14 protein-coding genes are annotated in these 15,005 nt (G+C 59.3%); 9 read left to right on the top strand and 5 right to left on the bottom strand.

The window, feature by feature from the left end:
• Positions 1-27: 27 nt before the first annotated feature.
• The 3 genes from Q1B40_RS24065 to Q1B40_RS24055 form a co-directional block, all read right to left on the bottom strand.
• Positions 28-648 carry a transglutaminase-like cysteine peptidase gene (locus Q1B40_RS24065; RefSeq protein ID WP_299820882.1) on the bottom strand — a complete coding sequence of 207 codons (621 nt, stop codon included), beginning with the start codon at positions 646-648 and terminating at the stop codon, positions 28-30.
• A 515-nt stretch (positions 649-1,163) separates the two neighbouring features.
• Positions 1,164-1,799, bottom strand: coding sequence for a PilZ domain-containing protein (locus Q1B40_RS24060; RefSeq protein WP_299820879.1), 636 nt, complete (start codon positions 1,797-1,799; stop codon positions 1,164-1,166).
• 319 nt (positions 1,800-2,118) lie between these two features.
• Positions 2,119-2,763 (bottom strand): PAS domain-containing protein, encoded by a 645-nt coding sequence (locus tag Q1B40_RS24055; RefSeq protein WP_299820876.1) that lies wholly within the window; start codon positions 2,761-2,763, stop codon positions 2,119-2,121.
• Between the two features lie 626 nt (positions 2,764-3,389).
• Between Q1B40_RS24055 and Q1B40_RS24050 the strand changes: the two genes are divergently transcribed.
• Complete coding sequence (locus Q1B40_RS24050; RefSeq protein WP_299820873.1) at positions 3,390-4,175, top strand: rhomboid family intramembrane serine protease; 786 nt, start codon at positions 3,390-3,392, stop codon at positions 4,173-4,175.
• A gap of 100 nt (positions 4,176-4,275) precedes the next feature.
• Entirely contained in the window at positions 4,276-4,707 is a 432-nt protein-coding gene (locus Q1B40_RS24045; RefSeq protein ID WP_299820870.1) for a CBS domain-containing protein, read from the top strand.
• Between the two features lie 105 nt (positions 4,708-4,812).
• On the opposite strand, the gene hisI is transcribed toward Q1B40_RS24045, so the two are convergent.
• Positions 4,813-5,268, bottom strand: a complete 456-nt coding sequence (gene hisI, locus Q1B40_RS24040; protein WP_299820867.1) for a phosphoribosyl-AMP cyclohydrolase — start codon at positions 5,266-5,268, stop codon at positions 4,813-4,815.
• 47 nt (positions 5,269-5,315) lie between these two features.
• Entirely contained in the window at positions 5,316-5,951 is a 636-nt protein-coding gene (gene folE, locus Q1B40_RS24035; protein ID WP_299820864.1) for a GTP cyclohydrolase I FolE, read from the bottom strand.
• A gap of 299 nt (positions 5,952-6,250) precedes the next feature.
• On the opposite strand from folE, the gene Q1B40_RS24030 reads away from it, so the two are divergent.
• The 7 genes from Q1B40_RS24030 to Q1B40_RS24000 all read left to right on the top strand — a co-directional run bounded on the left by Q1B40_RS24030 (position 6,251) and on the right by Q1B40_RS24000 (position 14,954).
• Positions 6,251-6,703, top strand: a complete 453-nt coding sequence (locus Q1B40_RS24030) for an iron-sulfur cluster assembly scaffold protein (RefSeq protein ID WP_299820862.1) — start codon at positions 6,251-6,253, stop codon at positions 6,701-6,703.
• 27 nt (positions 6,704-6,730) lie between these two features.
• Positions 6,731-7,087, top strand: a complete 357-nt coding sequence (yidD, locus tag Q1B40_RS24025; RefSeq protein ID WP_299820860.1) for a membrane protein insertion efficiency factor YidD — start codon at positions 6,731-6,733, stop codon at positions 7,085-7,087.
• Between the two features lie 107 nt (positions 7,088-7,194).
• Positions 7,195-8,979 (top strand): radical SAM protein, encoded by a 1,785-nt coding sequence (locus Q1B40_RS24020; protein WP_299820997.1) that lies wholly within the window; start codon positions 7,195-7,197, stop codon positions 8,977-8,979.
• A 237-nt stretch (positions 8,980-9,216) separates the two neighbouring features.
• Positions 9,217-10,347, top strand: a complete 1,131-nt coding sequence (locus Q1B40_RS24015; RefSeq protein ID WP_299820859.1) for a GNAT family N-acetyltransferase/peptidase C39 family protein — start codon at positions 9,217-9,219, stop codon at positions 10,345-10,347.
• A 4-nt stretch (positions 10,348-10,351) separates the two neighbouring features.
• Positions 10,352-11,818, top strand: a complete 1,467-nt coding sequence (locus tag Q1B40_RS24010; RefSeq protein ID WP_299820858.1) for a RimK family protein — start codon at positions 10,352-10,354, stop codon at positions 11,816-11,818.
• A gap of 136 nt (positions 11,819-11,954) precedes the next feature.
• Positions 11,955-13,925: a threonine--tRNA ligase gene (gene thrS / locus Q1B40_RS24005; RefSeq protein WP_299820856.1), complete on the top strand. Its 1,971-nt coding sequence runs from the start codon at positions 11,955-11,957 to the stop codon at positions 13,923-13,925.
• 180 nt (positions 13,926-14,105) lie between these two features.
• Positions 14,106-14,954, top strand: coding sequence for a lysophospholipid acyltransferase family protein (locus tag Q1B40_RS24000; protein ID WP_299820853.1), 849 nt, complete (start codon positions 14,106-14,108; stop codon positions 14,952-14,954).
• Positions 14,955-15,005: the final 51 nt, after the last annotated feature.

The following is a 15,005-nucleotide window of genomic DNA, read 5'->3' as shown; positions in this document are numbered from 1 at the left end:
CCCTAACCTGGGTTGGCTGTTGCAGCCTTATCTGGACACGCTGCTGACCGTGGTGACGCGCGTGTCGGATATGCCCGTCCAGTCCACGGTAGAGCTGGCCGACTGGCGTTTGATGTAGCGGTAAGGGGTCGAGTACCAGGGCAAGACCGCCTCGATCTGGTTGTCGAGGATCACGTCGCCGTGGTCGGTCCTGACCGTCAGCACAGCATGTCCCGAATTCTTGACGTCCTTGGCCACAGTGATCAGAAGGGCGCTCCTGGGCCAGCCCGCCTCGACAAGCACGCGCTGTTTCTCCAGAACGTATTCCTCGCAGTCGCCATAACCCTCTACCGGATAGGTCCAGCGTTCGGCCTCGCCGAAGAGATCTTCGTCGGTCATCGGCCGGACACGCTGGTTGACCTCGGCGTTGATGTCGATGAGTTCCTGCCAGCGCGCTTCGTCCAGACGCACGACAACCGGCTCGTAGCGGTCTTTCGGGCAGGCCCAGGCGTAGTCGCGGCAGAACTGCTTGTGACCGATGGGTGCTTTCACCACCGTGTTCATTTCCATGAAACGGCCGGGTTCGGCACTGGCGGCAGTCCCCATCAGCAGGGGTGCCGGCATCATCATGGCAGTTGCTATCAAGATATTTCGAAGTAGTTTCATCATCACGCCCTCCCCAAGGCTGACGCAACGATGCATGTATGCTTTTTACTTCAAGAAAATCCCCGTCATAAAATAGTAATAGAATTCTAGTTTTGTTTTATCTAAGTTTTATGTTCATTCGATACTTGTTTTATTTAAATTAGCGTCGAATTTGTCTAAAATTGTACAGATCCTCCGCAAGTCCTTGAATCGGTTGAGCTGTCCTGTTTCTGGAGCGGAAAGTTCCGGGGCGGCGAGGGGGCAAAACCCGTGGTTCCGCACCCACAGCAGGCGTGTTTCGCGGCTTTGCAGCCACGAAAGATTTTTATTTGATGTCATGAAAAAAAAGCCGGTGTGCCCCTGCGGAAATTCGAGGAGGGGGCATGTTGAATGCTTGTTCAGGCAGTTTGACTGGAAAAACAGGGCTCGACCTGTGCGCGCGGGGCCGGACCGTCCCCCGATTTCGAGCGTTTTCCTGAATTCAGTTCAACCAGACATGATCGTATGGGAGGCGGAACGCAAAAATCGAGCGGCGAGGATCAGCTGTCGCCGGAAGACGAGATATGCTGTTCCAGAATGTCACGGTTCTGAACCGCGGCAAATTCCACCGCTATGCCGCCCTCGATGGGTCGGACGACGCGGGCGTGCATCTTGCCCAGGGTGATCGGGTCGCCCATATGCGGCATGATCTCGGTGGCGATAGCTGCTCCGGACAGAGAAACGTCAATAATCCGGACCATATGCTCGGAACCGTCCGGCAGGATCATTCTGGTCATCGGGTTCTTCGGCACGAAGCGGTCGTGACGGCGGTCCTCGGGAAGATTGAGCTCGTCCCTGTTGGCGAGCCAGGTCAGGACGTTGGCGATCTTGTCACGCTTGCGCGCCGTGTTTTGCAGTTCGACAGCGAAGCCGCCGTCGATCAGGCGGGAGATCTGCCCTTCCACACGGCTCAAATGGTCGAGATAGGCAATCACGCGTTCGCCGACGCGGCCGGTAACTGGCGCGATCATCGCCATTCCGCCGGGAGACATGTCGATGACCTGGCATGGATATTCACGGCGGTCCTCAAGCATGAACCGGCCCAGAATGTTGACCTGAACCCGTTGATGTCGCCGGCGATCAGTGACTTGAAGCGATCTGCTTCCCTCTGGTGCTGTTGCCAATCCGGCGCCCATGCCTGTTTATCCAATACCGTGCGGGTCCCGCACTGCCTCCGGCCGGGAAAGGAATCCCGGTATTTCTATTAAGCACTTTAGGCAGTTGAGGTTAACGATGTGTAAGAGTTTAGCCCACGGGAGCCTCAGGTCTAGGCCACGGACGCATAAATTTCTCTTCCGGAGAGTGAAATTTGGGGAAGGCAGAAGGAACGGTTGCAATAACGAATAAAAATTGAAATTTTTCAAGACGCAACTTTTGCGTTGAAGCCCTTTGATCCGCGCACCGCCGGTCCGGATCGACCGGTCCAGCGGTGCAGCAGTGATTCGTCGCCGGGCGTTACGGCTTGCCGCCGGAATAAACGGTCAGATGCCCGACTTTCTTTTCCGCGCCCCGGGGAAGCGGCGGCGGTGGCATGGTCATTCCTTCAGCGGTGAACCGTGGAAGTATCGGATTGATGGTTGACCGTTCTTCCATGAAATACGGCCGTTCGTCGGGCCAGACCAGACGCAGGCTGCTGATGGACTGGTTGAGGATCGGATGCAGTCCGATCCAGTACGGCTTTTCCATCGGCGTGCAGCTTCCCAGAATACGGATGCGGCCTTCGCCGGGTACGTTGAGCGGTACCAGCAGCATTTCCATCTGCAGAACCTGGCCACGTTCCGCCTGGCCGTTGACGCCGATGACCGCCGCTGCGGCGTCCTCGGTGATGGCTGCGATCAGGCTCTCAAGGGCTTCCCGGTCCTTGGTGCTCCAGCCGCGCAGGAAATTGCGGCCCTTGAGCTCCCGGCAGTGCGCCGAGCACAGGCGGGTTCCGGCGAGGCGATAACGGACGTCCTGCGGATTGTTCACCTCGAGAATGAAGGTGTCCCCCAGAAGACCGCGAATTTCACCCGGATCGACTTCGCTGCGGTTGGGAGCGGGGCGCGCGCCGCGCAGATTGTCCCAGTAGGAATAAAGAGTTTGCGTTACGCCGTGTTTCATCTTGTTTCGCCTCTTCGCCAATCTTTCGTCCGGTGTTCCGTCTCAAGACACTGTCTGTTCCAAAACGGGACGAATGTTCTTCCCTGTTCGTTTCTGAGGGATGCTAAGCAGGCGGCATGCCAAGTTGGCGGGCTGAGGTTTTTCCCGAGTTCGGGCCGATTTATTAAGGTTAAATTACGGTAAAGCTTGTCCCGGGGTGTGGTTGCTGGCAGCTTAAGGTTCTGTTCACGAAGAGTTGCGGGTGGGAGGAAGCCGCCGTTTTTCAGGCTGCGAACCGGAAGAAATGGCCGCATAAGGCACACCGGGAAAAACAGACGCCGGAAAACCCGTGAACGACTTACCTGAGCCGGACGTGTGGGGACGCGACCGTTTCATGGGGGGCAGGGCGAAGCGCTGGTCATCGGTTTGATGGCCGGCGCTTCGTTTTTTCTCTTACTGCCGATGAGGGTTGATTATGACTCGCCCGATGCCCATTCCTGTCTGCAGGCGAGACGCATCGCGCATTCGGCGGAACGAAGATAAGATGTCCACCGGCGCTTCAGGAGCGGTCAACTTTTCTGCTGTCATATGGGGCGATGTGAAAGCAGGTTGGTCTGGAAGACAAAACAGTCAAAGGCACAGGGTTCATGAACGTCTACAAATTCGATGAAGAGCGCGCCCGGCGTGAACAGGCCGCAAAGGACAGGGGGCCTCGTCCGCCGTCCGCGCCACCTGTGTTCAATCTTCCCGACGTCATCATCTGGCTCGGGGGAGCGATGATCGCAATCCATGTGCTGCGTGCTTACGCCCTGCCGCAGAGCTGGGACAACTGGATCGTCTACCTGTTTGCCTTCTGGCCTGCCAAATATGCCGCGTTCTGGAGCCTGACCCCGCTCGATATGGCGTCCAGCGTCTGGAGCAGCGTCTCCTACAGCCTGCTGCATGGCGGCGCGATGCATATCATCTTCAATCTGCTCTGGATGGCGATCTTCGGCAGCGCGGTTGCGCGCCGGTTCGGGGCTATGCGGTTTCTTGTCTTTTCGGCCTTGTGTTCGGTCGGCGGGGCTGCCGCGCATCTGGCGACCAACTGGGGCGAAACCGCGCCGATGATCGGCGCTTCGGCGGCGGTGTCCGGCCAGATGGCGGCCGCAATCCGGTTCGTTTTCGAGCTGGGGGGGCCGCTTGGAGCTTTCCGCCGGTCCGATCAGGCCGCCTATTACGTTCCCGCGCAGCCGCTGGCCGAGTGTTTCCAGAACCGGCAGGTGCTGGTGTTCGTTGCAGTATGGTTCGGACTGAACCTTTTCTTCGGCATCATGAGCGGTCCGGTCGCCGGTCAGCCGGCCAGTGTCGCCTGGCAGGCACACATTGGCGGATTCATCGCCGGCCTGGCGCTCTTTCCCCTGCTGGACCCGGTTCCGCGACGTCAAAATTAGCCGCTCGTCACCTCAACGGTTTGCGTAACCGGTTTTTTTTGCAATGATATGCGTCCCCCGTTTGATACGGGCCGGTTGATGCCATGGGAGAGGTGCAAAAATGACCGTTGCCGCAATCTTGAGTGGAAAAGGCCATGACACGATCACTGTGCGCAGTGATGTGTTGTTGAGCGAAGTTTGTGAAACCCTGGCGAAATACAAGATCGGTGCTGTCGTTGTCTACGACGGCAAAGACGCGATCGAGGGCATTGTGTCCGAACGCGACATCGTCCGTGTGGTGGGAACGCAGGGCGATACCGCGCTCAAGCTTCCCGTCTCGAAAGTCATGACGAAGGATGTCATGACCTGCACGGAAGAAAACAGTGTCAACGAGGTGATGGCACGGATGACCCAGGGCCGGTTCCGGCACATGCCCGTGGTCAAGGACGGCAAGCTCACCGGTGTAATATCCATCGGCGACGTGGTGAAGTTCAAGATCGCACAGGTCGAGCTCGAAGCCGAACAGATGCGCAGCTATATCACCATGGCCTGACAACTGGGGCCTGACAAAACAGGGGCCTGACAACAGGACAGGATAAGGCCGGTCTGCGAGACCGGCCTTCGTTCGTTAGCTTTTCAGTCCTGCGGCAGCCTTAGGTCAGCTTTTTCCGTAGACGTCATTCGGGTCATAGACCTTGTCCGCAGCGATCCTTTCCAGGCGCACGGCTCCATCATTTGTGCTGATGATTTTACGATAGAAACACGATCTGTAGCCGACGTGGCAGGTGGCGCCGTTGCCGGCAACGGAGACCTTGAGCACCAAGGCGTCCTGGTCGCAATCGGTCAGCATTTCATGGACGCTCTGGATCTGTCCGGAGGTCTCGCCCTTTTTCCAGAATTCCTGCCGGGAGCGGCTCCAGTACCAGGCCTCTCCGGTTTCGATGGTGCGCTTCAGGGCCTCGGCATTCATGTAGCCGACCATCAGCACTTCACCTGTCGCGACATCGGTGACCACGGCGGCGATCAGGCCGTCGGCATCATATTTCGGCATCAGAAGATCGCCGTCCTCGACCGCCTTCTTGCCGCCGCGTTCGGTAAATTCAATTTGAGACATTGGGGAAAAACCCTTGCCAGAAGAACAGATCGGCAGGGGCGGGAAATTTAAGCGCCCATGCCGCGCACCAGGGTCATGAATTTGGCCTGTTCGGCCGGTTCGTCCTGGAAAACGCCGGTGAATTGGGTGGTGATCGTGGAGACCCCCGGTTTCTGGATGCCGCGCATGGTCATGCACTGGTGCTCTGCTTCCAGCATCACAGCCAGTCCGCGCGGAGCCAGCGCGTCGTCAATGACCGATGCGATCTGCGCCGTCAAGTTTTCCTGCGTCTGCAGCCGCTTGGCATAGATATCGACCACGCGGGCGAGCTTCGACAGTCCGACGACGCCCTCGGCCGGATAATAGGCGATATGGGCCTCGCCGATGAACGGCAGCATGTGGTGTTCGCAATGGGAATGGAACGGGATGCCGCGCACCAGGACGATATCCTTGTAGCCACCTACGTCCTCGAAGGTCCGGGACAGATGCTCCGCCGGATCCTCGAAATACCCGCTGTAGAGCTGGCTCAGCGCCTTGACGACCCGCTTGGGTGTATCGGCAAGGCCTTCGCGGTCCGGATCGTCGCCCGTCCATGCAAGGATGGTGCGCACGGCGGCCTCCGCCTCTTCCCGGCTCGGACGATGCAACTCGTCGGGGGTCTTGCGTTCAAACGGTTTGGCAACCGGCTTGAGGACGGCGTCCATGGAAATCCTCGCAATATTACTTTTGTCACTCGTCATACGGCGCTCGTTGGTGCACAGATCATGACATCCAATCATAAAGATCGGGTTTTCAAGCCGCAGACCCTTATCATACTCCGTCCCGAAGCCAACTCACAGTCTGCGGGTGGCGCGGGCCGGTTGCAAGCGCGTCTGCGGTTCCTGCAATCACCGGCTGCGACCACTCAGCCTCTTGCGAAATTGCCGTGGCGTCTGATCTATATATATGAAAGATGTGCGCCATCAATGTGTCGCGTATCACAGGCATTCACGAAGAGGCGAGTATGCTCGACGATATCTACAACGCCAGGATACTGGAATTTGCCGGAAATATCCCGCGGATCGGCCGTCTGGAACATCCGGACGCGACCGCCAAGGCGCATTCCAAACTCTGCGGCTCGACTGTTCTCGTCGATCTTTGCCTGAAGGACGGTGTGGTGACGGATTTCGCCCATGATGTGAAGGCCTGCGCCCTCGGTCAGGCATCGTCCTCCATCATGGCGCAAAATGTCGTCGGGGCGAGGGCGGAGGAGCTGCGCGAGGTGCGTGACACCATGCGGGCAATGCTGAAGGAAGGCGGAAAACCGCCGGCCGGGCGCTTCGCAGACCTGAAATTTCTTGAGCCGGTGAGAGAATACAAGGCCCGGCACGCCTCCACCTTGCTGACGTTCGATGCCGTCGTGGATGCGCTCGATCAGATCGAAGCGAAACAGAAAGAAGGGGGTGCCGCGGCCTGAGGCCGGCGCGGCCCGCTTCTCGACAACATGTGTTCCTCCCCAAAAAACGGCGCCGCTCACGCCACTTCCAGGCAGCTCTCCCTTGCGGGGCAGGCTGCGATCTGGCTGATCTGGATTTACCGCCACTCCCTGTCGCTTTTCATGGGCAGGGGCTGCCGCTATGCGCCCACCTGTTCCGATTACACCGAGCAGGCCATCCGCAGATACGGCTTCTGGACCGGAGGCTGGATCGGACTGGCGCGGATCCTCAGGTGCAATCCGTGGGGGGCTTCGGGGTTTGATCCCCTGCCGGAGACCTTGCCCGAAAACGCGCGCTGGTGGACGCCCTGGCGCTACGGCCGCTGGACGGGTGACCATATCGCCGAGGAACACCGGCTGGACTGAGCTGACCGTCGAAATTGCATCGGTGTCTGCCGTCTTCGCTGCAATTCAGTTGACGTTAAGGAATGTGGGTGCGACGCTCTATCCATCAACCGAAAGGTGGAATGGATATGGACGCAAGCGACTTCCATTTCGTGATGATCAAGCCGACCCACTATGATGATGACGGCTATCCGATCCAGTGGCTGCGCTCGGCCATTCCCTCCAACACGCTTGCAAGCCTGAACGGCCTGGCGGAAGCTGCAAAAGAGCGCCGGGTGCTGGGTGAAGACGTCCGGATTCATCTCGAAACCTATGACGAAACCAACAAGCGGGTGCGGCCGCAAAAGATCGCGAGGGAAATCCGCAGGCGAGGCGGCAAGGCCCTGATCGCACTTGTCGGGGTTCAATCGAACCAGTTTCCAAGAGCCGAGGATCTCGCCAGGAAGTTCCTGAAGGAAGGTCTGCAGGTCGCCATCGGCGGGTTTCATGTCTCGGGCTGTATCTCCATGCTTGAGGAAATGCCCGGGGAAATGGTCCGCCTGCAGGAAGAGGGCGTCAGCCTGTTTGCCGGGGAGGCGGAAGAGCGACGACTGGACCAGGTTTTCCGCGATGCCTTTGCGGATGATCTGAAACCGCTCTACAACTTCATGGCGGATCTGCCGTCGCTTCAGGGGGAGCCGACACCGATCCTGCCGCCCAAACATATCCGCTTCACGGCCGGGTCCCATTCCAGTTTCGATCTCGGCCGCGGCTGTCCGTTTCAGTGTTCCTTCTGCACCATCATAAATGTTCAGGGCCGCAAGAGCCGGTTCCGGTCGGCCGACGACCTGGAACAGATCATCCGGGACAATTATGCCCAGGGGATCAACCGGTTCTTCATCACCGACGACAATTTCGCCCGCAACCGCGACTGGGAACCGCTGTTCGACCGGCTGATCGCCCTGCGGGAGGGAGAGGGCTTTGACATCAAGTTCATCATCCAGGTGGATACGCTCTGTCACCGGATCGAAAATTTCATCGAAAAGGCGGCACGGGCCGGGGTGAACCGGGCCTTTATCGGCCTGGAGAACATCAATCCGGACAATCTGCTTGCCGCCAAGAAGCGCCAGAACAAGATCACCGAGTACCGGGAAATGCTGCAGAAGTGGCGCGCCCAGGGCGTGACCACCTATGCCGGCTACATTATCGGCTTTCCGGGCGACACGAAGGCATCGGTTCTGCGCGATGTCGAAATCATCAAGAAGGAACTGCCGCTCGACCTGCTGGAATTCTTCTACCTGACCCCGCTTCCGGGATCGGAGGACCACAAGGTGCTGTTGTCGAAAGGGATCTGGATGGACCCGGATCTCAACAAATACGACCTCAATCACCGTGTGACCCATCATCCCCGGATGAGCGACACGGACTGGGAGGAGGCCTACCAACAGGCCTGGGAAAGCTACTACTCCGACGATCATATCGAGACCGTCCTGCGCAGGGCCGCCGCACACAGGAAAGGCCGGCCCGGCAACAAGCTGTTTCTGATGATGTGGTTCCGGCTGATGGTGCAATGTGAAGGCGTGCATCCTCTTGAAGGCGGCTATTTTCGCCTGAAGGTCCGCAAGGACCGGCGCAGCGGCCTGCCGGTCGAAAATCCGGTCGGTTTTTATGCGCGCTATCTGCTGGATATCGTTGCAAAGCACTGGGCCTATGCGTCCGCCACCTGGCGGGTCTACCGGATCTACAGGAAGGTCAAATCCTCCCCGGACCGGCGCAGCTACACCGATCTGGCGATCTCGCCGATGGACGGAACGGGAGAAGAGGATCTCGCAATGATCCGCGATACGCGCGGCGGAGTAGAAGCCGTCGCCAAAAAAGTCCGCGACGCGGCCTTGAGCAAGGCGGGGAAAGACCGGGCAAAAGCGGCCTCGTAGCAACAGGCAGGGGATGAAGGAACGCTTCTTCGTCAGCCGCGCGCGAGGTGCTGACGAAAATCTGTTGCAGGTTGAAAAAACCGAAAGACAGTCTGTGAAATTAGGTGTATTCGGCAAAGGCCGTCGACAGGTTCCGGGGAAGGCAGCACGCTGGCATCAGCGCCGTTCCGGGCCGTCGCCAATCATGGATGGAAACCGGGTGCGGCGCACCGGACGACTGGGGTCTTTCAGGGCGCCATGAACAAGGCTCTTCCCCAGGCCGGAACCGGGGATATCCAGATCCGTACGGCAAATCCAGACGATCTTGCCGAACTCCTTCGTATTGAGAACAGTGCCTTTTCGGGCGACCGGATCTCAAGGCGCAGTTTCCGCAGGTTTGTGGACAGTCCACGCGCCCGTATTCTGGTCGCCTGCGGGGAGGCGGGCCTGTGCGGCTATGCGCTTTTGCTTCTGCGCCGGGGCACGGTGCTGGCGCGGCTTTATTCGCTTGCGCTTGACGCGGACTGCCGGGGCAGGGGGCTGGGAGCGAGGCTGCTGAAAGCCGCGGAAGCGGCGGCGTTCGAGGCGGACAGGATTGTCCTGCGCCTTGAGGTGCGGGCAGACAATGATGCCGCAATGCGCCTCTATGAAACAAACGGCTACCGCACTCTCGGACGTGTCGAGAACTACTACGACGACGGCTGCGCGGCTCTTCGCATGGAAAGGCTTCTTCACGGGCCGGATCTGGGCGCCGGCAGGGCGCCCTATTATTCGCAGACCACCGATTTCACCTGCGGGCCCGCCTGCGCGCTGATGGCGATCCGGCATTTCGACAGGACATTTTCCGCCGGCCCGCTGCAGGAACTGACGCTGTGGCGCGAAGCGACGACAATCTATCTCGCCGCCGGTCATGGCGGTTGCGGCCCCTTCGGCCTTGCCAATGCGCTTGTCCGCCGCGGGCTTTTGGCGGAAGTGCGATTGTCTCCCGATGAACCGCTATTCGTGTCCTCGGTGCGGGACCCGGAAAAACGCAAGGTGCTGATCCTGGTGCAGGAAGGCTACCGTGCCGAAGCGAAAAAGCTTGGCGTCTCCCGCTCTACCAAGCCGCATGATGCGCTCAGCCTTGCAAAACATGTTTCCGCCGGGGCGATGGCGATCGTTCTGATCTCCGGTTACCGGATGTTCGGTGAGAAGGTTCCGCACTGGGTTCTGGTCCATGACGTCGACGATCGGCATCTGATCCTGCATGACCCCTGGCTTGAGCACGACCGCCATGAAAGCCCGGCGGATGCCGCCAATATTCCCGTTCCATTCGCCGAATTCGACCGTATGGCCCGCTGGGGTCGCGGCGGCGTTCGTGCGCAGGTGCTCATACGAAAGGAACCCTGATCCCATGTCCTCCTGGGTCATTCTGGTCGACAATCTGAAGGATGTTTCAAACGCCGAGACACCGCACAAGGTGATGACGGTGCATGAATATCTCATGCATCCGAAGCTGTTTGCCGGAGCCAATCCGTCAATCCTGAACCTGTCGCGGTCTTATGGCTACCAGGGCGCCGGCTATTATGCCTCGCTGCTGGCGGAAGCCCGTCAGCACCGCGTCGTTCCGGCCGTCGAAACGATGATCGAGCTTTCACGCAAGCAGCTCTATCAGCACGCCCTGCCGGAACTGGAGGACAAGCTGAACAGGGGGCTGCGCAAGATGGCAGCCGAAGACGCCGATGGCGTGAGGCGCATGCTTGTCCATCTCGGCCAGACCGGCGAGCCGGCGCTGGAACCGTTTGCCCGCCTGCTTTTCGACTGGTTCCGGGCCCCGGTTCTGGAAGTCATGCTGGAGCCGGGCGAGTGGCGCAGCATCAAGCGGATAGGCGTTCTTGCCGTGGACGGCCTGGCGCCCGGGGAGCGGTCGCTTTTTCTGAGTGCCGTTGAAACCTACACGACGCGGCCGTGGCGGGCCCCGAAGCAGCGGGCGACGATGAAATACTCCCTGGCTGTCCTGTCCGATCCGAAGGAGGAACTGCCCCCGTCCAGCATTGCCTCGCTCAGGCATATGGCCAGGGTCGCCGCACGCCAGGGTGTGGAAGTGGTTCCCATCGGCAAGGGCGATCTCGACAGGCTGGCGCAATTCGATGCGCTGTTTATCCGCGAGACCACGAATATCGACAATCACACCTACCGTTTCGCCCGCCGGGCGGTTCAGGAAGGCATGCCGGTCATCGACGATCCGGTGTCGATGATCCGCTGCACCAACAAGGTCTATCTGACGGAACTCCTGAACAGCAACGGCATCGCGACGCCGAAGACAATCGTGCTGTCTTCCCTCAAGGAGGCGGGCGATCTGGAGGAACAACTCGGATCGCCGGTGGTGCTCAAGATCCCGGACGGATCCTTCAGCCGGGGTGTTTTCCGTGTCGCCGGAGCCGAGCCGATCCGGGAGAAACTGAAGGAGCTCTTTCAGGAGAGCGCCATTTTGCTGGCGCAGGAATATTGTCCGACCGATTTCGACTGGCGCATCGGGGTGCTCGACGGCGAACCGCTGTTTGCCTGTCAGTACCAGATGGCCAAGAAACACTGGCAGATCGTGCGTCACGAGGCCGGCAAGAAATCGGTCGAAGGCGGGTTTGCGACTTTTTCTCTGGCGGAAGCCCCGCCGGCCGTTGTCGATATCGCCGTACGAGCCGCCCGTCTGATCGGTGACGGTTTTTACGGGGTGGACCTGAAAATGATAGACGACCGGGTCGTTGTCATCGAAATCAACGACAATCCCAACCTCGATCACGGCGTGGAAGATCTTGCCGAAAAGGATACGGTCTGGGAGCGGCTCATCCGCTGGTTTGTCCGCCGACTTGAAGTCAGGTGAGCGCCTTCCGATATTAAACGTAAGGAAACCTTCGGAAAAGGTTGCCGGATTATCCTGAATCCCGTATTCCCGGCCCGTTGCAATTCCTTAGAACAGCTTACCTGCCTTGTCTGCAGGAGTGAGCAGGAGAAAAACGATGATCCAACTGACTTTCCCCGACAATTCCGTGCGCGACTACGAAGCAGGCATTACCGGTCTTGCTGTCGCCGAAGGCATCTCCAAGTCGCTCGCCAAGAAGGCTGTAGCAATGACCTTGGACGGGGAGCTGAAAGATCTCACCGACCCCATCGGCACCAGCCACAAGATCGAGATCGTCACCCGCGACGATCCGCGCGCGCTTGAGCTGATCCGTCACGATGCGGCCCATGTGATGGCCGAAGCGGTGCAGGAATTGTGGCCGGGTACCCAGGTCACAATCGGTCCGGTGATCGAGAATGGCTTTTATTACGATTTCAAGCGCGTGCATCCCGACAGCGGTGACGACTGGCCCTTCACGCCCGAAGAGCTGCCGGTCATCGAAAAGAAGATGCGCGAGATCATCGCGCGCGGCGCGCAGTTCACCAAGGAAATCTGGTCCCGCGAGGAAGCCAAGCGCTACTTCGCCGCCAAGGGCGAGGCCTACAAGGTCGAACTTGTCGACGCGATCCCCGAAGACCAGGAACTCAAGATCTACAAGCAGGGCCAGTGGCTCGATCTGTGCCGGGGGCCGCATATGGTTTCCACCCGGCAGATCGGCGACGCCTTCAAGCTGATGAAGGTTGCCGGCGCCTACTGGCGCGGCGATTCCGACAACGAGATGCTGACGCGTATCTACGCGACTGCGTGGCATAACGAGAAGGAATTGAAGGCCTATCTTCACATGCTGGAGGAGGCCGAAAAGCGCGACCACCGCAAGCTCGGCCGGGAAATGGATCTCTTCCACTTCCAGGAAGAAGGGCCGGGCGTCGTCTTCTGGCATCCGAACGGCTGGGACATGTTCCAGACGCTCATCGCCTACAAGCGCCGCGTCCTGAAGGACACCTACAAGGAGGTGAATGCGCCGCAGATCCTGCATACCTCGCTTTGGGAAACCTCCGGTCACTGGGGCTGGTACAAGGAGAACATGTTCTCGGTGCAGTCCGCGGACCCGGAAGCGGAGGACACGCGTGTCTTCGCGCTGAAGCCGATGAATTGCCCGGGGCATGTTCAGATCTTCAAGCACGGGCTCAAGAGCTACCGCGACCTGCCTCTGCGCCTGGCCGAGTTCGGTGTCGTCCACCGCTACGAGCCTTCCGGGGCGTTGCACGGCTTGATGCGTGTGCGCGGCTTCACCCAGGACGATGCGCATGTGTTTTGCACCGAGGAGCAACTGGCGGACGAGTGCCTGAAGATCAACGACCTGATCCTGTCGGTCTACAAGGATTTCGGTTTTGACGAGATCGTCGTCAAACTGTCGACCCGCCCGGAAAAGCGCGTCGGCACCGATGAGATGTGGGACCATGCCGAAGAGGTTATGGGCGCGGTTCTCAAACAGATCGAGGAGCAGTCGGAAGGCCGGGTGAAAACCGATATTCTGCCGGGCGAGGGCGCATTCTACGGACCCAAGTTCGAATATACGCTTCGGGACGCGATCGGCCGGGAATGGCAGTGCGGAACGACCCAGGTCGATTTCAATCTGCCGGAGCGCTTCGGCGCCTTCTATGTGGACCGCGACGGCGAGAAGAAGACGCCGGTGATGATCCACCGGGCGATCTGCGGCTCCATGGAGCGGTTCCTCGGCATCCTGATCGAGAACTATGCCGGTCATTTCCCGCTGTGGTTCGCGCCGCTGCAGGTGGTCGTGGCGACCATTACCTCCGAGGCCGATGCCTACGGTCAGGAAGTTGCCGATCTTCTGAAGGCCAAGGGCCTGAAGGTGGAAACCGACTTCCGCAACGAGAAGATCAACTACAAGGTCCGCGAACACTCGCTCGCCAAGGTTCCGGCAATTGTCGTCTGCGGCATGCGCGAGGCGGAAGAGCGGACGGTGAATATCCGTCGTCTCGGTTCCAAGGACCAGACTTCCATGGGTCTCGACGAAGCGGTTGCGGCCTTTGTCGAGGAAGCCCTGCCGCCGGATCTGAGGTAGGCTTTTCTTTCCCGGCTCGCGGGAAAACAGTCAACTTGCGGAATGCCCTTTCACGAGGGCATTCCGTCTCCGGATGAACACAGGCCGAACTTCGATGGTCGGCCGTCATATTCATGATACACTGCATCTGGTATTGGGTTCCAAATTTGCCAGAGCAAGATCAGATTCAAGACGACCGCCGTGCACCAGACCGAATTCAGTTATGCCAATCCGGAACAGCCGCCGCTCAAGCGTTGGACCATTCGCGCGATTGAAGGCCTTTCCGGCCGTCGGAAGCTCCTCGATCTCTATGATGTCTGGAAAGACACCATGGTCGGCACGTCGGAATATATCTGGAACGATCTGCTCGGGCTGATCAACCTGAATGTGTCCGTCGCCGACGGCGAGTGGCCGCCGCAGAACCTGCCGGAGGGCCCGCTGGTGCTGATCGCCAACCATCCCTACGGCATCGGCGACGGCCTTGCGATCCTGGCGCTTGCCGAGAAACTGGACCGGCCGTTCAAGATCCTGATCAACAACGAGCTTCTCAAGGTCCCGGAGGTCCGGCCGTTTTCTCTTCCGGTGGATTTCGAGGAAACCAAGGAAGCCTTGAAGACCAACATGCAGACCCGCAAGGAGGCGCTTCGCCTGCTCCAGGAAGGCACGACGATCATCGTGTTTCCAGGTGGCGGGGTCGCAACCGCCGCCAAGCCCTTCGGCCGCGCGCAGGAGCTGCCGTGGAAGACCTTCACGGCGAAGATGATCCGTTCCTCCAGGGCGACGGTTCTGCCGCTTTATTTCGATGGCCAGAATTCCTGGCTGTTCCATCTGGTGAGCAAATATTCGCTGACCTTGCGCCTGTCGTTGCTGGTGCGCGAATTCCGCCGCATCATCGGATCGGTGATGACCGCGCGTGCGGGCCAGCCGATACCGTTCGAAACTCTTTCCGGCTTCGCGGACCAGAAGGAAATCATGGATTTCCTCCAGACCAAGGTCATGGAAATGGCGCCGGCGATAAAGACCGACCGTGTGCTTGCACGACGCCTGTAAGGCAATTTTTCCGAAAAAGATGAAATTTGGATAGAGGCCCGTACGACGGGG

The organism is uncultured Roseibium sp. (assembly GCF_947496995.1).
GTDB lineage: Bacteria > Pseudomonadota > Alphaproteobacteria > Rhizobiales > Stappiaceae > Roseibium.
This window is presented reverse-complemented; position numbering and strand designations above follow the sequence as displayed.

Bases quoted from the DNA above. Each gene is read 5' to 3' on its own strand.
- Q1B40_RS24065 (WP_299820882.1), bottom strand. From the start codon at position 648: ATGATGAAACTACTTCGAAATATCTTGATAGCAACTGCCATGATGATG.
- Q1B40_RS24060 (WP_299820879.1), bottom strand. From the start codon at position 1,799: ATGGGCGCCGGATTGGCAACAGCACCAGAGGGAAGCAGATCGCTTCAA.
- Q1B40_RS24055 (WP_299820876.1), bottom strand. From the start codon at position 2,763: ATGAAACACGGCGTAACGCAAACTCTTTATTCCTACTGGGACAATCTG.
- Q1B40_RS24050 (WP_299820873.1), top strand. From the start codon at position 3,390: ATGAACGTCTACAAATTCGATGAAGAGCGCGCCCGGCGTGAACAGGCC.
- Q1B40_RS24045 (WP_299820870.1), top strand. From the start codon at position 4,276: ATGACCGTTGCCGCAATCTTGAGTGGAAAAGGCCATGACACGATCACT.
- hisI (WP_299820867.1), bottom strand. From the start codon at position 5,268: ATGTCTCAAATTGAATTTACCGAACGCGGCGGCAAGAAGGCGGTCGAG.
- folE (WP_299820864.1), bottom strand. From the start codon at position 5,951: ATGGACGCCGTCCTCAAGCCGGTTGCCAAACCGTTTGAACGCAAGACC.
- Q1B40_RS24030 (WP_299820862.1), top strand. From the start codon at position 6,251: ATGCTCGACGATATCTACAACGCCAGGATACTGGAATTTGCCGGAAAT.
- yidD (WP_299820860.1), top strand. From the start codon at position 6,731: ATGTGTTCCTCCCCAAAAAACGGCGCCGCTCACGCCACTTCCAGGCAG.
- Q1B40_RS24020 (WP_299820997.1), top strand. From the start codon at position 7,195: ATGGACGCAAGCGACTTCCATTTCGTGATGATCAAGCCGACCCACTAT.
- Q1B40_RS24015 (WP_299820859.1), top strand. From the start codon at position 9,217: ATGAACAAGGCTCTTCCCCAGGCCGGAACCGGGGATATCCAGATCCGT.
- Q1B40_RS24010 (WP_299820858.1), top strand. From the start codon at position 10,352: ATGTCCTCCTGGGTCATTCTGGTCGACAATCTGAAGGATGTTTCAAAC.
- thrS (WP_299820856.1), top strand. From the start codon at position 11,955: ATGATCCAACTGACTTTCCCCGACAATTCCGTGCGCGACTACGAAGCA.